General features: G+C 69.9%; 16 protein-coding genes and 1 rRNA gene. 8 read left to right on the forward strand and 9 right to left on the reverse strand.

What is annotated here, in order from left to right; translation table 11 throughout:
* A 5S ribosomal RNA gene (gene rrf, locus ACIHFD_RS15760) occupies window positions 1-88 on the forward strand; the annotation flags it as partial.
* A 52-nt stretch (window positions 89-140) separates the two neighbouring features.
* On the opposite strand, the gene ACIHFD_RS15765 is transcribed toward rrf, so the two are convergent.
* Window positions 141-767: a LysE family translocator gene (locus tag ACIHFD_RS15765; protein ID WP_397367476.1), complete on the reverse strand. Its 627-nt coding sequence runs from the start codon at window positions 765-767 to the stop codon at window positions 141-143.
* A gap of 96 nt (window positions 768-863) precedes the next feature.
* On the opposite strand from ACIHFD_RS15765, the gene ACIHFD_RS15770 reads away from it, so the two are divergent.
* On the forward strand, window positions 864-1,322 hold the full coding sequence (locus ACIHFD_RS15770; RefSeq protein ID WP_397367477.1) for an Lrp/AsnC family transcriptional regulator: 459 nt from the start codon (window positions 864-866) through the stop codon (window positions 1,320-1,322).
* Window positions 1,323-1,687: 365 nt separating this feature from the next.
* Here the strand turns inward: ACIHFD_RS15770 and ACIHFD_RS15775 are convergent, their stop codons facing one another.
* Complete coding sequence (locus tag ACIHFD_RS15775) at window positions 1,688-2,173, reverse strand: winged helix-turn-helix transcriptional regulator (protein WP_397367478.1); 486 nt, start codon at window positions 2,171-2,173, stop codon at window positions 1,688-1,690.
* 96 nt (window positions 2,174-2,269) lie between these two features.
* Here ACIHFD_RS15775 and ACIHFD_RS15780 point away from each other — a divergent pair, with 96 nt between their 5' ends.
* Entirely contained in the window at window positions 2,270-2,854 is a 585-nt protein-coding gene (locus tag ACIHFD_RS15780; RefSeq protein ID WP_397367479.1) for a dihydrofolate reductase family protein, read from the forward strand.
* A 200-nt stretch (window positions 2,855-3,054) separates the two neighbouring features.
* Here ACIHFD_RS15780 and ACIHFD_RS15785 read toward each other — a convergent pair whose 3' ends face one another.
* Window positions 3,055-4,524 (reverse strand): phosphodiester glycosidase family protein, encoded by a 1,470-nt coding sequence (locus ACIHFD_RS15785; protein ID WP_397367480.1) that lies wholly within the window; start codon window positions 4,522-4,524, stop codon window positions 3,055-3,057.
* A 258-nt stretch (window positions 4,525-4,782) separates the two neighbouring features.
* On the opposite strand from ACIHFD_RS15785, the gene trpS reads away from it, so the two are divergent.
* Window positions 4,783-5,745, forward strand: coding sequence for a tryptophan--tRNA ligase (gene trpS / locus ACIHFD_RS15790; RefSeq protein WP_397367481.1), 963 nt, complete (start codon window positions 4,783-4,785; stop codon window positions 5,743-5,745).
* Window positions 5,746-5,801: 56 nt separating this feature from the next.
* On the opposite strand, the gene ACIHFD_RS15795 is transcribed toward trpS, so the two are convergent.
* The 4 genes from ACIHFD_RS15795 to ACIHFD_RS15810 form a co-directional block, all read right to left on the reverse strand.
* On the reverse strand, window positions 5,802-6,839 hold the full coding sequence (locus ACIHFD_RS15795; protein WP_397367482.1) for a methyltransferase: 1,038 nt from the start codon (window positions 6,837-6,839) through the stop codon (window positions 5,802-5,804).
* Window positions 6,840-6,866: 27 nt separating this feature from the next.
* Window positions 6,867-8,486, reverse strand: a complete 1,620-nt coding sequence (locus ACIHFD_RS15800; RefSeq protein WP_363984877.1) for a PucR family transcriptional regulator ligand-binding domain-containing protein — start codon at window positions 8,484-8,486, stop codon at window positions 6,867-6,869.
* Between the two features lie 57 nt (window positions 8,487-8,543).
* Window positions 8,544-10,172, reverse strand: coding sequence for an AMP-binding protein (locus tag ACIHFD_RS15805; RefSeq protein WP_397367484.1), 1,629 nt, complete (start codon window positions 10,170-10,172; stop codon window positions 8,544-8,546).
* 84 nt (window positions 10,173-10,256) lie between these two features.
* Window positions 10,257-10,958: a TetR/AcrR family transcriptional regulator gene (locus ACIHFD_RS15810; protein ID WP_397367485.1), complete on the reverse strand. Its 702-nt coding sequence runs from the start codon at window positions 10,956-10,958 to the stop codon at window positions 10,257-10,259.
* Between the two features lie 112 nt (window positions 10,959-11,070).
* Here ACIHFD_RS15810 and ACIHFD_RS15815 point away from each other — a divergent pair, with 112 nt between their 5' ends.
* Entirely contained in the window at window positions 11,071-12,468 is a 1,398-nt protein-coding gene (locus ACIHFD_RS15815; protein WP_397367486.1) for an MFS transporter, read from the forward strand.
* On the opposite strand, the gene ACIHFD_RS15820 is transcribed toward ACIHFD_RS15815, so the two are convergent.
* On the reverse strand, window positions 12,465-13,163 hold the full coding sequence (locus tag ACIHFD_RS15820) for an alternative oxidase (protein ID WP_350724376.1): 699 nt from the start codon (window positions 13,161-13,163) through the stop codon (window positions 12,465-12,467). The two genes, ACIHFD_RS15815 and ACIHFD_RS15820, sit on opposite strands and share 4 nt — an antisense overlap.
* Window positions 13,164-13,421: 258 nt before the next feature.
* Between ACIHFD_RS15820 and ACIHFD_RS15825 the strand changes: the two genes are divergently transcribed.
* The 3 genes from ACIHFD_RS15825 (at window position 13,422) to ACIHFD_RS15835 (ending at window position 17,423) form a co-directional block, all read left to right on the forward strand.
* Complete coding sequence (locus tag ACIHFD_RS15825; protein ID WP_397367487.1) at window positions 13,422-14,702, forward strand: aspartate aminotransferase family protein; 1,281 nt, start codon at window positions 13,422-13,424, stop codon at window positions 14,700-14,702.
* A complete protein-coding gene (locus tag ACIHFD_RS15830; RefSeq protein WP_355210829.1) occupies window positions 14,699-16,204 on the forward strand; it encodes a CoA-acylating methylmalonate-semialdehyde dehydrogenase in 1,506 nt (501 codons plus the stop codon). Before ACIHFD_RS15825 ends, ACIHFD_RS15830 begins: the two co-directional genes overlap by 4 nt.
* Before the next feature lie 100 nt (window positions 16,205-16,304).
* The gene (locus ACIHFD_RS15835) at window positions 16,305-17,423 is read left to right on the forward strand and encodes an extracellular solute-binding protein (RefSeq protein WP_397367488.1); all 1,119 of its coding nucleotides are present in this window, start codon (window positions 16,305-16,307) and stop codon (window positions 17,421-17,423) included.
* A gap of 123 nt (window positions 17,424-17,546) precedes the next feature.
* Here ACIHFD_RS15835 and ACIHFD_RS15840 read toward each other — a convergent pair whose 3' ends face one another.
* The gene (locus ACIHFD_RS15840; RefSeq protein ID WP_350724384.1) at window positions 17,547-17,747 is read right to left on the reverse strand and encodes a hypothetical protein; all 201 of its coding nucleotides are present in this window, start codon (window positions 17,745-17,747) and stop codon (window positions 17,547-17,549) included.
* Window positions 17,748-17,879 lie beyond the last annotated feature (132 nt).

Genomic DNA, 17,879 nt, shown 5'->3' on the forward strand with positions numbered 1-17,879 from the left:
CGGTTACATTCCGAACCCGGAAGTTAAGCTTCTCTGCGCCGATGGTACTGCACTCGGGAGGGTGTGGGAGAGTAGGTCGCCGCCGGACAATCTTTGAGGGGGTTCGACGCCTTGGGCGTCGGACCCCCTTTTTTTTGTGTTCAATGGGTGCCGAGCGTGGCGGCCGCGACTACCAGGAGCATCGTGCCGGAGACGGCCGAGATCCGGCGGGCGGCCTTCGGGGTCCGGGTCAGGGCGTGGCTGGCCCGCGCCGTGGCCAGGGCGAGCAGGCCGTACAGGACGGCGCAGTTCGCGACATGGAGCAGGCCGAGTACGGCGAGTTGAAAGCCCAGAGGGACGCCTGTCTCCGTGGAGATGAACTGGGGCATCAGCGACAGGTAGAGCAGCACTCCCTTCGGGTTGAGCAGGGCTGTGAGCATGCTCTGTCGCAACACCCTGCCCGTGGGCTGCGGGGTCGCGCCCGGGACCGGGGTGGCGGGGTTCCTGAGCGACGCCAGGGTCTTGATCGCCAGGAAGACCAGATATGCGGCGCCGGCGTACCGCATCGCGGGCAATGCGGCGGGGACCGCGCGAAGTGCGGCGGCGAGGCCGGCGGCGGCCAGGACCGTGTGCACGGTGTAGCCCGAGCAGATCCCCGCCACCGCCGTGAGGCCGGTGCGGCGGCCCTGGCCGAGCGAGCGGGCCATGACGTAGAGCATGTCGGGGCCCGGCGTGCAGATCAGCAGCAGGTCCATACCGAGGAAGAGCACCAGCAGCCGGGTTTCCATGAGAACCACCTCCTTGTGGGACGGTAGTCAAGGAGGGCTGGCACGCGATGGTCTGTTCGTGCTGCTTCGGGCGGCGGAGTGGCAGGATATTGCGCTGTGGACAGGATTGACCGCAGGATCCTCCAGGAGCTGCAGCGGGACGGGCGGCTGAGCAACACCGAGCTGGCTGACCGGGTCGGGCTCACACCGTCGCCGTGCCTGCGCCGGGTGCGGCAGTTGGAGGAGTCCGGCGTCATCCGCGGCTACCGGGCGCTGGTCGAAGGGGACGCGGTGGGCCGGGGGTTCCAGGCGTTCGTCACCGTGGTGATGAGGTATGAGGATCACGACACGGTGGCGGAGTTCGAGCGGCTGGTGGCGGGGATGCCGGAGGTGGTGGAGGCGCACCGGCTGTTCGGCGATCCGGACTTCCTGCTGCGGGTGGCGGTGGCGGATCTGGCGGCGTACGAGCGCTTCTACTCCGAGACCCTCTCCGGGCTGCCAGGGGTGGCGCAGGTGACGTCGCACCTTGCAATGAAGGCCGTGAAACCGGACATGGGTCTGCCGGTGGATGCTTAAGATCCGACGCCCGCACGTCACGCGTCCACGTGCGCACGACGGATGTTGGCGCCTGCGCGGCGGATGTCCAGTGCCCGCACTCGCGCGTCCATGCCCGCACGGCGCATGTTGGCGTCTGCGCGGCGGATGTCAGCGCCTGCACGTCACGCCTCTACGTCCGCACAGCGGATGTCAGTGCCCGCACGGCGAATGTCGACGCTTACACAGCGCACGTCGACGCTCGCATAGCGCACGTCGATGCCGCGCATGTCGTCATGGTCGTTGCGCGGCTGGTGTACCTCTCAAGCGACGGGCATGGCGTCGCGTCCGACTCCATGTAGGGCGTCAGAGCACGGCGGCGTTGGGTCTGATTCCCGCTCAAGGCGTCAGAGCGCGTCGGTGTAGGCCTTGGCGAGGCGTTCCATGACGCTTGGGCCGTTCCGTTCCGGCGGTGGGGCGCCGAGGTGGATGGTCCGGAGCTCGTCCATGAACTCGCTCCACAGCTCCGGTCCGCCGGCCGCGAGCAGTTCCGCTCGCACCCTCAGCCGCTTCGTGGTCGGGCGGTGGCGCAGCCCCCACTCGCCGAGCTGCGCGAAGATCGGGACCAGCTGGATGGACGCCTCGGTCAGGCTGTAGGCGGCCCGCCGTCCGGGGCCCGCGTCCTCGCGGGTCAGCAGGCCCGCGTTCACCAGGCGCTTCAGCCGGTCGGCCAGGATGTTGGAGGCGATCCTCTCCTCGGAGCCGGCGAGCAGCTCCCTGAAGTAGCGTCGGCTCCCGAACATCACGTCCCGCAGCACGAGCAGGCTCCAGCTGTCACCGAACGCCTCGACCGCGGCATTGATCGGACAACCAGAACGCGCCGACTCCGCCAACTCGCACCTCACCTCCGAACTGGTTGCAATCTACCACCGGGTGGCCTAGCGTGAGATTACCGGTTGCAAATCGCAAGCAGATGCAGGAGGCAACGAATGAGCGACACCGAGCCGCAGACCGCGGGCGGAAAGGTGCTCTGGCACTTCACGATGTCGCTGGACGGGTTCGTGGCGGGGCCGAACCATGAGATGGACTGGATGGCCGGGAGTTCGTTCCGGCCGGACCTGGTCAATGAGTACGTCGAGACCACGGGCGCCGTGCTGGGCGGTCGAGACGGCTGGGACCATTCCCCGGATCCCAGCGGCATCTACGGTGGCGCCTGGAAGGGGCCGCTCTTCGTGCTCACCCATCACCCGGAGGACGCGACGCCCACCGACGGAGTCACGTTCCTGAGCTGCGAGCCGGCCGAGGCGGTGCGGATCGGTCTGGAGGCGGCCGGGGGCAAGAACCTCGAGGTGTTCTCGCCGACCATCGGCCGTCAGCTGCTCGAACTGGGGCTGATCGACGAGATCGACCTGCACATCGCGCCGGTCCTGCTGGGTGAGGGCATCCGGCTTTACGACAACCCCGGTGCCGAGCCGATCCGCCTCCACCGGCTCGGTGAAGCCGACCCCGCATCGGTCGTGAACGTCCGCTACCGGCCCGCCGCATCGGCGAAGACGAGCTCGCCTCGGCCGTGAACGTGCGCTGCCGGCCGGCCGCAACGGCGAAGGCCCTCGAGTAGGTGGGCGCGGCCGTGCCTCGTCGGTGGAGGTGACGTCGCGTCGGGTCGTGAACGTGCGTTATCGGCCGGCCGCAGCGGCGAAGGTGCCCGGGTAGGTGGGGTGCAGCCGTGCACCAGGGCTGGTGGCACGGCTGCGGTTCGTTCGGGTCTGGTGTGTTACTTGGGCAGGACCAGGAGGGCGTCGCCGACGCCGCGCTCCACGCCGTCCGAGGGCCGGTTGATCAGCTTGTTGCCGACCACCATGGCCGTCGAGCCGCCCCCGTCCAGGTTGATGGCCTGCGTGGCACCCAGCCACCGCATGAACTGGGCGGCCTCGAGGAAGTTCGCCCCCACGGTCACGCCCGGGTTGCGGCCGTCGATGGTGGCGATGATGAGGCTGCCGTTCCTCGTGGTGCCGAGGAGGGAGCGCGGGTGGCGGCGCAGGATCATGTTGACGGAGTCGTGGCCGTCCTGCTTGGCGGTGATCTTCACTTTGCCGTTCCGCACGAGGCCGACGCTGCCCGCGATCACGTTGAGGTCCGGGGTCAGCGCGAGCGCCTTGTCGGTACGCAGGTCCACGACCTTGGTGTCGACCTTGACCGTCCAGTCCTGGAAGGCGTGCTCGTTGAGCCAGTCGGCGGCCAGGCCGTTGCCGTGCAGCACCCGCGTCCCGGCGGCCACCGCGGCGCCCGACTCGCGCAGGCCGACGACCTTGCCGTTGGCGTCGAGGACGGCGTCGGTCCCGCCGGTGGGCGTCTTGGCGCCCCACTCCTCGGTGTACAGCACCAGCTCGTCCGTCGTGACGGCCCGGTTGACGCCGTTGACCTCGGTCTTCTGGCCGTCCTGGGAGGTGGCGGTGACGGTGGTCTTCAGCTCGGTGATCTTGGCAGTACGGCCCTTGAGCACGACGGCCGAGCGGCCGGGGACGGCCTCGCTGAGCAGCTTGCCCTTGACCACGGACGCGCCGACGGGCTCGCCGCGCAGGGCCTTGTCGGTGTGGATGTTGAAGAAGCCGCCGTTGACGCCGACCAGCGCGTTCTGGGCCGTGGCCATCGACGAGACGGTCTCCCGCTTGGCCACGCTGGTGCCGAGCGAGGCCGCGAACGAGCCGCCGAACGCCCCGGCGTCGATCATCACGACCTTGACGTCCCAGGGACCGGTGGTCTTGAGCCCGTCGTCGCCGAGGTAGTCGACCTTGACCTTCAGCCCCGCTTCCTTGAGCTTCTTGGCGGTCTCCTCGGCCTTCTTCTTGTCGTCGAGGGACCAGAGGCCGACCCGGACCATGTACACGGTCTGGGAGGCGGCGTCGGCGACGCTCGGCCGTACCACCTTCTGCACGCTGGGGGTCTCGCCGGCGGCCTCCACCTCGGCGGCCTTGGCGTCGGCGGTCGTCTGCATTCCGTAGTCGCGGCCGCTCGGCATCAACACGGTCACCGTGTAGCCGTCGGTCGCCGAGCCGGCCTTCACGTCGTACATGTCGATGCCCTGCGCGACGGCGGTCATCGTCTTGGTCGGCACGGGCCTGCTGCCCAGCGGGAACTTGGCCGACGGGAACCGCACCGACGCCTGCTCCGCCGCGGCGGGCAGGGTGGTGAGGGAGAGCGCGGCGGCTATGGCCAGGCCACCGGCGAGGGTGCGTCGAGACATGAATTCTCCAGAGGGCGGAAAAGGGACCGCACCATACTGGCGAGATCATGGTCGCCGGGGCAGGCGAACACGCGAAACGGTAAAAGAGGTTACGAGATTGACACCGCAAACGGATACACTTCGCGTATGACACGCATCAGCATGTGGTGGCGGCCGACCGACGGCCGCTGATTTCCTCATGCACGGGCCGTCTTCGAGACGGCCCTCCAAGCGTGCGGTCCTCTCCGAGACGGCGTGACCTGAAAGAGAGAGACCGAAATGAACGACGTCGTACTCACCGGTGACCGTCCGACCGGTTCGCTGCACCTGGGCCATTACTTCGGCTCGCTGGCCAACCGCGTCGCGTTGCAGGACAAGTTCCCGATGTACGTGCTGATCGCCGACTACCAGGTGATCACCGATCGCGATCTGCCCGGCGCGATCCAACGCAACATCACCGAGCTGCTGCTCGACTATCTGGCGGTGGGAATCGACCCGGCCAAGGTGACGATCTTCCAGCACAGCGCCGTCCCCGAGCTGAACCAGCTGCTGCTGCCCTTCCTGAGCCTGGTGTCGGTCTCCGAGTTGCACCGCAACCCCACGGTCAAGGACGAGATCGCGCACAGCTCGCAGCGGGCGGTCAGCGGCCTGATGTTCACCTATCCGGTGCACCAGGCGGCCGACATCCTGTTCTGCAAGGGCACGCTGGTGCCCGTGGGCAAGGACCAGCTCCCGCACGTGGAGGTGACGCGGCTGGTGGCGCGCCGCTTCAACGAGCGCTACGGCGAGGTGTTCCCGGAGCCCGAGGCCATGATGGGCGAACGGCCGCTGCTGCAGGGGCTCGACGGCGGCAAGATGAGCAAGAGCCGCGGCAACGCGATCGCCCTGTCGGCCACCGAGGACGAGACGGCCGCCCTCATCCGCAAGGCCCGCACCGACTCCGAGCGGCTGATCACCTTCGACGAGACGCACCGGCCCGAGGTGGCGAACCTCCTCACCCTGGCCGGCCTCTGCCTCGGCCGCTCGCCGCAGGACGTCGCCGAGGAGATCGGGGACGGGGGCGCCTCCGCGCTCAAGAGGCTGGCCACCGAGGCGGTCAACGAGTTCCTGCGGCCGATCAGGAAGCGCCGCGCCGAGCACACCGAGGAGGAGGTGCGGCAGATCCTGACCGCGGGGAACGCGGCGGCGAGAGAGCGGGCGATCATGACACTGGACGAGGTGCGGGCGGCGATGGGCTTCTAGCGATTTTACCGGGGTTCACGGCGGCGGGCAGCCGATGGGCTTCGCGGCGGCGGTGCTTATCGTGGCCGGTGGGCGGGGAGCGAGGCCAGGGCCAGTTCGGTGGGGACGGAGCGGAGGGGGCGGCGGTGCCGGGGTGCGCGGAAGCCCGCCGCCCGCAGCAGCTCCGACACCTCCCGGAAGCCGCGCACCCTGCCGCCGGCCGTGACCAGGTAGTTCAGGTCCAGCAGGTGCAGCAGGGCGCGGCTGGCCCGGCCGGGCATGACGCTGTCCCCGAACTGGTCGCCCACCACGACCGTCCCGCCCGGGTTGAGGGCCGCGGCCACTCGCTCCAGCAGGGTGGCGGCCTGCGCGTCCTCCAGCCCGTGCACGACGTTGAACAGCAGCGCGATGTCGTACCCGTCACCCAGGTCGTCGTCCAGGAACGACCCGGCACGCACGCTCAGCCGGGGATGGGCGGCGGTGGCCTGGAGCGCCTGCGGCAGGTCCAGCACAGTGGCGTGGAGCCGGGGGTGCCGCCGCAGCAGCTCCAGGCTGAACCGGCCGTGGCCGCCGCCCACGTCCAGCACCCGCCGGGCTCCGCGCCGCACCGGGACGGCCCTGGCCATCGCCGGAGCCTGCCGTCCGGCCAGCGCCGCCGTCCACGCCTGGAACGATCGGGACAGCTCGGGATCGCCTTCCAGCAGCTCGTAGAAGGGCGTGGCGGGCGCCCCGTCGCGCACCGCCTTCTCCAGCCGGGGCCAGATCACGCACGCCGTACGTTCCCAGAACTCCAGCCCCGCCACCAGGGACTGCGGCGAGTCCGTCGTGAACCACAGCCGTGAGGCGCGGGTCAGGCGGTAGCGGCCGCCGCGGACCCGCAGGTAGCCGAGCCCGGCCAGGGAGCGTAACAGCATGTCCGAGGAGCGGGCGTCCAGGCCGAGCGTGGCGGCGAGCTCGGCGCCGGTGGACGGCCGCTCGCGCAGGGCGTCGAAGACGCCCGTCCTGGCCGCCGCGACGAGCGCGTGCAGGCCCAGGACGCCGAAGTAGTCGAGCATCGGAGGCACGATCGACAGCCGGTGCGCCGCGGCCTCCACGGCGTTGAAGAAGAGGGGCACGAATGCGACGCTAGGCGCCCGGGGCGGTCAGCGGGGTTCGCGGCGGAAGGACTCCAGGGCCAGGAGCGCGACGTGGAGTGACATGCAGGACTCGACGTCGTCCAGATCGGTGTCGAGGACGCGTTCGAGGCGGCGCAGGCGGTCGTAGAAGGCGGGCCTGGACAGGTGGGCCTTCTGCGCGGCGACCGCTTTGTTGCGCCCCGCGTCGAGGTAGATGCGCAGGATCCGGGTCAGGTCGCCGCCCCGCTGGGCGTCGTGCGCCAGCAGCGGCCCCAGCTCCCGCTCCGCGAACGTCTGCAGCCGGGCGTCGTCGCGCAGCAGGTGCAGCAGCCCCCGCAGGCGCAGGTCGGGCAGCCGGTAGAAGGCGCGCCCGTCCGGCTGGCGGACGGCCACGTCGGCCACCTGCTCGGCCTCCAGGAAGCTGCGCCGTACGTCCCTGATGGACTCCACGACCGAGCCCGCCGCCAGCACGAACGCGAGCCCGCCCGGCCGCCACAGCACGCGCAGCCGCTCGGCGAGCGCGGTCAGCGCGGGCTCGGCCTGCGTGCGGGGCGGGAGGGGCAGCAGGACCCCGACGCGTTCCTGGTCGAGGGCGCCGACGAGGGCGGGCAGGCGGGCGTCGCGGCAGGCGGCGGCGGTGGCCTCGGCCAGCTCGCCGAGCTGGGCCTGGCCGTCGAGCGCCTGGTCGGCCGGCTCGGTGGGCCTGATGACCACGCTGATCAGCTTGCGTCCCGTGAGCGGCACGCCGACGGCCCTGGCGCGGGCGGCGGCCTCGTCGGGGTCGGCGTAGGCGTGGGTCAGGATGCCGGTGATGATCGTGCCGTGCGCCTGGCGTTCGAGGGACTCCTGGTGGCGTTCGAGCAGGCGGCCCAGGGCGAGCGTGGTGGCGGCGCGCTCGGCCAGCACCATGTCGCGCGGCGTCGGCGCCGAGTCGCAGATCAGGATCAGCCGGCCCCAGTCCTGCCCGCGCGCCCCCACCGTGGTGACCACCCATCCGGAGGCGGCGTCGTACGCGGTCCGCTCGGCCGGGGCCACGCCCCTGGACCTGGCCTCCCAGCCGGCCAGCAGCGCGCCCGCGTCGCGCCCGGCGGACTCGCAGGCCAGCACCTGGTGGGCGAGGTTCTCCAGCAGCACGGGCCGGTTGGACAGCCTGGCCACCTGCGCCAGCACCTCGGCGGGCGAGGCGCCCTCGACCGACAGCTCGGTGAAGACCTCGTGGAGCTGCTCGGAGGCGCGCAGCTCCTCCAGTTGGATGTCGATGATCCGCGCGTGCACGGACTCGGTGATCTGCACGAACGGCGTCTCGCGGGCCAGCACGATGAGCGGCAGCCCGTGCTCCTCGGCCTTCTTGACCACGGCGGGCGGCAGCTCCTTGACGAACCTGCGGCCCAGCTCGACGATCAGCCCCGAGGCGCCCACGGAGGCGAGGTCGCCGATGTAGTCGGCGAGCTTCTCCGGGTCTTCGGGCAGCGCCACGCCCGTGGTGAGCACCAGCTCCCCGCCGCGCAGCAGGTGGGCGAGGTCGGCGATCTCGCCGACGTGCACCCACCGGACCCTGGTGTCGAGCCGGTCGGCACCCGCGACCACGCGCGGGCTGCCCCGGCGTACGGTCTCCAGTGCGAGGACATCGGCGATGGTGGGCAACACGGGGCAGAGCCTAGCCGATCGTTCTGTAAGAACGGCCATGCTCCCATTTACGCTTTGTCACGAGCTGAGGTCCTCCTCCCGGTACTCCTGGCGAGGTTCCCGCACCCGCAGCTCGACCCGGCGGATCTTGCCGGAGATCGTCTTGGGCAGCTCGGCGAATTCCAGCCGCCGCACCCGCTTGTAGGGGGCCAGTTCTCTGCGGCAGTGCTCGAAGATCGAGCGTGCGGTCGCCTCGTCCGGCTCGAACCCGGGCGCGAGCGTGACATAGGCCTTCGGTACGGCCAGGCGTACCGGATCGGGGGCGGGCACCACGGCGGCCTCGGCCACGGCGGCGTGCTCCAGTAGCACGCTCTCCAGCTCGAACGGCGAGATGCGGTAGTCGGAGGCCTTGAAGACGTCGTCGGTCCGGCCGACGTAGGTGATGTAGCCGTCCTCGTCGCGGGTGGCGACGTCGCCGGTGTGGTAGAAACCACCGCGCATCGCATCACTCAGTCCACCGACATATCCGGACATGAGGCCTATGGGGCGGCGGGCGTCCAGCGGCAGGCAGATTTCACCGTCGTCCCCGGGCCTGCCGCTGACGGGGTCGATCAGCACGACGTCGTAGCCGGGCAGCGGACGCCCCATCGATCCGGGCTTGACCGGCTCGTCCGGCGCGTTCCCGATCTGCGCGGTGGTCTCGGTCTGGCCGTAGCCGTCCCGGATCGTGATGCCCCACGCCTTGGCGACCTGGTCGATGATCTCCGGGTTGAGCGGTTCGCCGGCGGCCACGGCCGTGCGCAGCGGCACCCGCCACACGGCGAGATCCTCCTGGATGAGCATCCGCCACACCGTCGGCGGCGCGCAGAACGTGGTGACCCGCTCGTCCCGCAGCACCTCCAGCAGCGCGGGCGCGGAGAAGCGGTGGTAGTCGTGGATCAGCACGGTGGCGCCCGCGTTCCAGGGGGCGAAGACGTTGCTCCAGGCGTGCTTGGCCCATCCGGGCGAGGAGACGTTGAGGTGCACGTCGCCCGGCTTCAGCCCGATCCAGAACATCGTCGACAGGTGCCCGGCCGGATAGGACGCGTGCGTGTGCTCGACCAGCTTCGGCTGCGAGGTCGTGCCGGAGGTGAAGTAGAGCAGCAGCGTGTCGGCGGCCCGCGTCGGCGCGTCGGGGACGAAGAGCGGGTCCTCCTCGTACGCCTCGTGGTACGGCAGCCAGTTGTAGGCGTCGCCGACGGCGATCTTCGTGTATTCGCCGGCCCCGAACTTGCCCGCGTCGGCGGCGTTGGCGATCACATGGGCGACGCCGCCCCTGACGATGCGCTCCGAGATGTCCTTGGCGGTCAGCAGCGTCGTGGCCGGGATGATGACCGCGCCCAGCTTCATCGCGGCCAGCAGCGACTCCCACAGCTCGGCCTGGTTGCCCAGCATGAGCAGGACCCGGTCGCCCCGGCGCACGCCCTGGCGGTGCAGCCAGTTGGCGACCTGGCCGGAGCGGGCGGACAGCTCGGCGAACGTGTAGCGGGCGGTGCTCGCTCCCACGATCTTGAGAGCGACGGCGTCGGGGGTCTCGGCGGCCAGCACCCCGTCGAACCAGTCGAGCGCCCAGTTGAACTCCTCGAGCTCCGGCCAGCGGAAGTCGCGGCGGGCGGTGGCGGCGTCGGCGTGGAGGAGGAAATCGCGGGCGGCACGGAAACCGGTCATGCGACCGCCTTCGTCGGCCGCATGACCGGTGGATCGGCTGTGTTCGACTGGTCGCTCGCTTCGCTCGCTCATGCCGGGATCCTGCTACGTCGGCAGCCGCCGCTCAAGGCCGTCGAGCACCGACATGAGCCCGAAGTCGAAGGCCACCTGGCGGAGGGTCTGCGGATCGTCGTAGGCGGTCATGTCCATACGCTCCAGCATGTCCGGATAGTCCTTGACCGCCCTGGTGACCATCTCCTTCATCTCGGCGGGGTCGTACTCGTGCTCGCCCATGGCGGAGTTCCAGGCGACCTCGGGGATGGTCATGCCGTAGATGTAGGCGGTGAGCGTGCTGCCGGCGTAGTCGACGTCCATCCCCGCGAACCCGGCCAGCTTGAACATCCGGCGCATCCGGTCGGCGACCTGGATGGCGTTGGGGCCGAGCGCGGGCATGCGGCCGAGGAGGTCGGCCGACCACGGGTGGCGCAGGATCACGGAGCGCATGCTGTAGGCCAGGACCGAGGCCGCGTCGCGCCAGCCGACGTCCTCCGGCTCGGGCATGCTCATCTCGCCCCACACCTGGTCGTAGACCAGCTCCAGGAGCTCGTCCTTGTGGGCGACGTACCAATAGATGCTGGTGGCGCCCGCGCTCAGCTTGGCGCCCAGCTTGCGCATGCTGAGCCCGTCGAGGCCCTCCGCGTCGAGGATCTCGATCGCGGCGCGGACGATCTCGTCACGGCTGCGCCCCGGGCTCGCGGTCTTGCGCGGCTCGCGAAGCCATACGGAGGCGAACTGCTTGCCGGTCATCCTCCAAGGATAAATCCACTCGCACACTGTACGAGGGTTATCGTACGCTGTGCGAGTGGACTCGAACACTGTACGAGACCCCCGCCGCTGGTGGATTCTCGTCGTACTCTGCTTGGCGCTTCTGGTGCTTGTCGTCGACAACACCGTTCTCAACCTCGCCATCCCCTCGCTGAACGAGGAAATGGGCGCGACGCCGTCGGACATCCAATGGATCATCGACGCGTACGTGCTGGCCTACGCCGGTCTGCTGCTCACCTCGGGCAGCCTGTCCGACAAGTACGGCCGCCGCCTGTTCCTGATCGTCGGCCTGGCCTTCTTCGGCGGCGCGTCGCTGCTGGCCGTGCTCGTCACCGAGCCCTGGCAGCTCATCGCCGCCCGCGCGCTGATGGGCATCGGCGGATCGCTGGTCATGCCCTCGACGCTGTCGATCCTGATGACCGTCTTCGACGAGACGGAGCGGCGCAAGGCGATGGCCTCCTGGAGCGCGGTGGCCCTGGTCGGCATGGTGTCGGGCCCCACCCTGGGCGGCCTCATGCTGCAGCACTACTGGTGGGGCTCGGTCTTCCTGGTGAACATCCCCATCGCGGCGATCGCCATCGTGGCCGCCGTCGTGCTCATGCCCGAGAGCCGCAGCAGCGGGCGGAAGATCGACCCGGTGGGCGTGGTGCTGTCGACGGTCGGCCTGACGGCGGCCGTGTACGTCATCATCGAGCGCGAGTGGAACGTGATCGGCATCGCGATCGCGGTCCTCGCCCTCGGCGGCTTCGTGGTCTGGGAGCGCAAGCAGGCGCAGCCGATGCTGCCCCTGCACCTGTTCGCCAACCGCAACTTCAGCGGCGCGTCGTTCTCGATCCTGCTGATGGCCTTCGGCGCGGGCGCCGTGATGCTCATGCTGACCCAGTATCTGCAGTTCGTGCTGGGCTACAAGGAGATGCAGGCCGGTCTGGCCATGCTCCCCTACGGCGTGGCCGCCGCGATCTTCAACGGCGTGGGCGCCGGCCTGGGCAAGAAGGCCAGCAACCGGGTGCTGATCGGGACCGGCCTGCTGGTGATGGCCGGCGGGTTCGTCGTCATGGCCACGACCACCGGATACCTCCCGCTCCTGACCGGGCTGGTGATCATGGGCATCGGCGGCGGGCTGGCCGGGCCGTCCGCGTACTCCTCGCTCATGAGCGCCATCCCCATGGAGCACGCCGGCGTCGGGTCGGCGCTCAACGACACCGTCCAACAGGTCGGCATGGCGATGAGCATCGCGGTCCTGGGCAGCGTGCTGGCCGGGCAGTACACCTCGCAGATGCCGGCCGGCCTGCCCGCCGCCGCCAGGGAGTCGATCGGCGGCGCGCATCTGTCGGGCTTCGCCGAGGCCGGCAACCAGGCGTTCACGTCGGCCATGCACCTGGGCTCGTGGGTCGGGGCCGCGTTCTGCGTGGCCGCCGCGCTGCTCGCCGTGTCCGTGCTGCGCCCGGCTGCGGCGGCCCCTGAACCGGTGCCGGAAGACAGCAGGGTCTAGCGGACACGGGGTTCCCGCATGCTCTCCAGGCTGTCGAGCTTGTGGGTGCGCTCGTCGTGGCCGATCTGCCGGAGCAGGTCGGCCACCGAGCGGTAGCGGCCGTACTCGGCGGCGTACGTGCCGGGGTCGGGCACGAAGTCCAGCTCAGGGTTCTCGGCCACGAACGTCATGTACTCGTGCTCGGCGTGGTCCTCGAACTCCGCGTTCAGCCGGTAGCTCCAGTCCGGCCTGACCAGGAACAGCACCCAGGACACGTGGTAGTAGAAGAACGCGATCAGCCAGGGCGCGGCCCGGTGCAGCAGCCAGGTCTGCCGCTGGCCGGTGCGCTGCACCAGGTCCTGCAGGATCAGCAGGTGCCACTGCTCGTTGTCCTGGTCGGCGCGGGCCTCCACGATCCGCTCGAAGATCCGTCTGGCCAGGGCCGAGCGGCCCCGATGGTGGTGCACGGCCCAGTAGCCCATCCGCTCCCATGCCTGGTACGGCACGCGGGCGATGATCTCCAGCATGGCGAACTTCGTGTACGAGCCCTGCTTGCCGTACATGATGTCCACGGGCTTGAACATCATCTTGGCCAGCAGGCTGTACTTCATGCGCGGGGTGTCCAGCGTGTCCTGCTGGGCCCGGCGGAGCTGCTCGCGGTCGAGCTTGGGCGGGCCGGCGGGCGCCTCGGGGCGGTGGTCGACGGTGACGGTCATCTCGATGTCTCCTTCGTTCTCGGGATGATCCGATGGTGGCCGACTCCTGTGGCCCCGGTCGTCGCCCGCCAGTGGTCATTCGCGGTGCCTCCGGCGGCGTAGTGGCCGCGTGCCGCGTACATCGCCAGGCGGACGGGACATCCCCTAAGGGGCGGCTCTTGGGGAAGCCCAGGTAGTTTGCAGGGTGTAAGTGGATTTTTCCCTCCCCCGACACGTTGTAGCGCGGGGCTGAGGAGAAGAAAAGGGATACTCGATAGCATGTCGGAGCTACTCGCGCGCCATCGGGCAGTCATGCCCAACTGGCTGGCCCTCAACTACAACGACCCCATCGAGATCGTCAGCGGCAAGGGCAACCGTGTCATCGACGCAGACGGCAAGAGCTACCTGGACTTCTTCGCCGGAATCCTGACCAACATGATCGGGTACGACGTGCCCGAGGTGCGCGAGGCCGTCGAGCGCCAGATCGCCACCGGGGTGGTGCACACCAGCACCGTCTACCTGCTGCGCGGCCAGATCGAGCTGGCCGAGAAGATCGCGCGGGTCTCCGGCATCCCCGACGCCAAGGTCTTCTTCACCAACTCCGGCACCGAGGCCAACGAGACCGCCCTGCTCCTGGCCACGTACGCGCGCAAGACCGACCAGGTGCTCGCCATGCGGCAGAGCTACCACGGGCGCAGCTTCGGCACGATCGGCGTCACCTCCAACCGCTCCTGGAAGAACAACTCGCTCTCCCCGCTCAACGTGACCTTCCTGCACGGCGCCGACCGGCATCTCGCGCAGTTCAAGGGCATGTCGGACGCCGACTACATCCAGGCGTGCGTGGACGACCTGCGCCACGTGCTGGCCACCGCGGTCTCCAACGACGTGGCGGCGCTGATCGCCGAGCCGATCCAGGGCGTGGGCGGGTTCACGATGGCCCCCGACGGGCTGTTCGCCGCGTACAAGGAGGTCCTGGACGAGCAGGGCATCCTGTTCATCTCGGACGAAGTGCAGACCGGCTGGGGCCGTACGGGCAGCTCGTTCTTCGGCATCGGCAACCACGGCGTGACCCCCGACATGATGACCTTCGCCAAGGGGCTGGGCAACGGCTTCGCCGTCGGCGGCATCGTGGCGCGCGGCGACCTGATGGACGCCCCGCACGCGGTGGGCCTGGCCACGTTCGGCGGCAACCCGATCTCCATGGCCGCCGCCAACGCCACCCTCGACTACGTGCTCGACCGCGACCTGCAGGCCAACGCCGCACGTACGGGCGAGATCATCATCGGCGGCCTCAAGGAGGCCGCCAAGCGCCTGCCCGTGGTCAAGAGCGTGCGCGGCAAGGGCCTGATGTTCGCCGTCGAGCTGGAGAGCCCTGCCCAGGCCGCCCGCTTCATGGAGGAGACCAAGAAGGCGGGCCTGCTGGCGGGCAAGGGCGGCCTGTACGGGACCGCCATCCGCATGGCCCCGCCGCTGACCCTTACGGTGGACGAGGCCGTCGAGGGGCTCGGCATCATCGTGACCGCTCTGGAAACCATCAACGCAGAGGCAGCAGCTCAGTGAAGTCCGTCAAGCACTGGATCAACGGAGCGCTCGCGGACGGGGACTCCCGCGCCGCCGAGCTCTTCAACCCCGCGACCGGGGAGGTCAGCGGCCACGTGGCGCTGGCCTCCGCGGCCGACGTGGACGCGGCCGTGGCCGCCGCCGTGGCGGCCTTCCCCGCCTGGCGGGACGCGTCGCTGGTCAAGCGGGCGCAGGTGCTTTTCCGCTTCCGCGAGCTCATGTACGCGCACCGCGACGAGCTGGCCGCGCTGATCTCCGCCGAGCACGGCAAGGTCCACTCCGACGCGCTCGGCGAGGTGGCCCGCGGCCTGGAGGTCGTGGAGTTCGCCTGCGGGATCCCCCACCTGCTCAAGGGCGGCTTCTCCGAGGGCGTCTCGACCAGGGTCGACTCCTACTCGATCCGCCAGCCGCTGGGCGTCGTGGCCGGCATCACGCCGTTCAACTTCCCGGCCATGGTGCCGATGTGGATGTACCCGGTCGCGATCGCGTGCGGGAACGCCTTCGTGCTCAAGCCGTCGGAGAAGGACCCGTCGGCCTCGCTGCTCATGGCGCGGCTCTGGAAGGAGGCCGGGCTGCCCGACGGCGTCTTCAACGTCGTGCAGGGCGACAAGGTCGCCGTGGACCGGCTGCTGGAGCACCCCGACGTGCGCGCGGTGTCGTTCGTCGGCTCCACCCCGATCGCCAAGTACGTCTACGAGACCGGCACCGCGCACGGCAAGCGCGTGCAGGCCCTCGGCGGCGCCAAGAACCACATGCTCGTGCTCCCGGACGCCGACCTCGACCTGGTGGCGGACTCGGCGGTGTCGGCGGGGTTCGGCTCGGCGGGGGAGCGGTGCATGGCGATCTCCGTCGTGCTGGCCGTGGACCCGATCGGCGACGAGCTCGTCCAGAAGATCGTCGAGCGGGTGGACCAGCTGGTGATCGGCCCCGGCGACGACCCGAAGTCCCAGATGGGGCCGCTCGTCACCGAGGTGCACCGCGACAAGGTCGCCTCCTACCTCGACCTCGGCGTCGAAGAGGGCGCGAAGCTGGTCGTGGACGGCCGCGAGACGGCCGTGCTCGGCGGCGGCAAGGCCGCGGACACGCCCGGCTTCTGGCTCGGCCCGACCCTGCTCGACCACGTCCGGCCGGGCACGCGGACGCACACGGACGAGATCTTCGGGCCGGTCCTGTCGATCGTGCGGGTGTCCTCGTACGAGGAGGGCCTGGAGATCATCAACGGCGGCCTGTACGGCAACGGCACCGCGATCTTCACCAACGACGGCGGCGCGGCCAGGCGCTTCCAGAACGAGGTCGAGGTCGGCATGGTCGGCATCAACGTGCCCATCCCGGTGCCGATGGCCTTCTACAGCTTCGGCGGCTGGAAGTCCTCGCTCTTCGGCGACACCCACGTGCACGGCACCGAGGGCGTGCACTTCTACACCCGCGGCAAGGTCGTCACCTCGCGCTGGCTCGACCCCTCGCACGGCGGCGTGAACCTCGGCTTCCCCACGAACAAGTAGGCGTGCCACGCCCGGGGCGGGCGGGACGAGCGTCCCTCCCGCCCCACTCCCCGGTAAGCTCCAGCACACGGACCCAGCACATGGGGACAGGGGGGACATCGTGAATCGTCGTCGTGGTTATGCCCTGGCGCTCGCCGCGTCGGCGCTGATCGCAGGCATGGGCGCGGCCCGTCCGACCCCCACCCCCACGCGTACTCCCAGCTCCAGCCCCACCCCCACGCCGAGCGCGACGCAGAGCGACGGCACGCTCCAGATCCTCACCTACCGCGGTTACGCCGAGTACGGCGGCACCAGCCCCAAGGTCAACTGGGTCGGCGACTTCGAGAAGGAGACCGGCTGCCGGATCGCCAAGCTCGACACCGTGCAGAGCGCGAAGGAGATGGAGGACTTCTCCCGCCAGCGGGCGTACGACATCATCTCCGCCGGGCCCGTGCTGGCCGCCAAGCTGATCGAGGACAAGCTGGCGCAGCCCATCGACCCGGCCAAGGTGAGCGGCTACGACGACATCGACAAGCGCTTCCGTGACATGTCCACCGTGTCCGGCAAGGTGTACGGGGTGCCGTACCTGTGGGGCTATCACGAGTTCATCTACGACTCGACCAAGGTCAAGGGCGATCTCCAGCAGGCGTTCGCCTCCGACCGGGTGGCGCTCAAGGACAGCCCGCTGACGATCGCCGACGCCGCGCTGGCCGACGGCTCGGCGAAGGACCCGTACGAGCTGACCAAGGACCAGCTCGACCGCGCGGTGGGGCTGCTCGAGCAGGGCAAGGCGCGCACGTACTGGGGCAGCCCGATCGACCTGGTGCAGGGGTTCGCGACCGGGTCGCTCGACTACGCCCAGGCCACCCCGTACTACCGCCTGCTCCTGCAGAAGGCCGGGAAGCCGGTCAAGGCGCTCCAGACGCCCGAGACGACCGGGTGGGTGGACTCCTGGATGCTCGGCGCGAACGTCCCCGACACCACCTGCGCCTACCGGTGGCTCAACTGGGTGACCGCGGCGAACGCGCAGCGCGACGCCGCCGCCTGGGTGGGGCTGGCCCCGGCCAACGCCAAGGCGTGCAAGGGGCGGGCCAAGCCGATGTGCGACCTGTACGGGAGAGGCAAGAAGCTCGACCGGGTCGCTTTCGCCGTACGGCCGCCCGGGGATTGCCGGGCGGAAGATGGGGAATGTACGGATTATCTCACTTGGCTGGATAGGTGGCAGAAGCTCGCCAAATGAGGCGGGCGGCCGATCCCCCTGTGACAGTGCTGCGGGCGCGCCCGTTCCCCCCTGGGCGCGGCCTGCAAGGGACGCCCCGGGCCTTCCCCCCCGTCCCGGGGCGTCTCGTCAGAGCGCGCTCGCTCAGCGGGACGGGAAGGCCACCACGGTCGACTTGGGTGTGGGCAGAAGGGCCTCGGCGCAGTCGCCACAGGCCAGGACCGACGAGTCGTCGGGCAGGCGGCCCACGCGCACGCGGGGTCGCGGCCATCTCTTGTGACAGACGACGCAGGCGTCGCCCTCGCGCTGGGCCCAGGTCAGGCCTTCAGGGTCGAACGTCAACATACTCCGCGCCGTTCTGGTCGGACTCCAGCTCATCATGCTTCCTGCAGTCATCGCCCATCCGTATACCGGAACCGTTATAACCCTGACCGTGGCCGTGAGTGTCCTGCTGAGCGTCAAGTCAGGGTGAATTCT

This window comes from Nonomuraea sp. NPDC051941 (genome assembly GCF_044593615.1).

Coding starts and splice junctions, on each gene's coding strand:
- ACIHFD_RS15765 (WP_397367476.1), bottom strand. CDS start 767: ATGGAAACCCGGCTGCTGGTGCTCTTCCTCGGTATGGACCTGCTGCTG.
- ACIHFD_RS15780 (WP_397367479.1), top strand. CDS start 2,270: ATGAGCGACACCGAGCCGCAGACCGCGGGCGGAAAGGTGCTCTGGCAC.
- ACIHFD_RS15785 (WP_397367480.1), bottom strand. CDS start 4,524: ATGTCTCGACGCACCCTCGCCGGTGGCCTGGCCATAGCCGCCGCGCTC.
- trpS (WP_397367481.1), top strand. CDS start 4,783: ATGAACGACGTCGTACTCACCGGTGACCGTCCGACCGGTTCGCTGCAC.
- ACIHFD_RS15805 (WP_397367484.1), bottom strand. CDS start 10,172: ATGACCGGTTTCCGTGCCGCCCGCGATTTCCTCCTCCACGCCGACGCC.
- ACIHFD_RS15810 (WP_397367485.1), bottom strand. CDS start 10,958: ATGACCGGCAAGCAGTTCGCCTCCGTATGGCTTCGCGAGCCGCGCAAG.
- ACIHFD_RS15820 (WP_350724376.1), bottom strand. CDS start 13,163: ATGACCGTCACCGTCGACCACCGCCCCGAGGCGCCCGCCGGCCCGCCC.
- ACIHFD_RS15825 (WP_397367487.1), top strand. CDS start 13,422: ATGTCGGAGCTACTCGCGCGCCATCGGGCAGTCATGCCCAACTGGCTG.
- ACIHFD_RS15840 (WP_350724384.1), bottom strand. CDS start 17,747: ATGTTGACGTTCGACCCTGAAGGCCTGACCTGGGCCCAGCGCGAGGGC.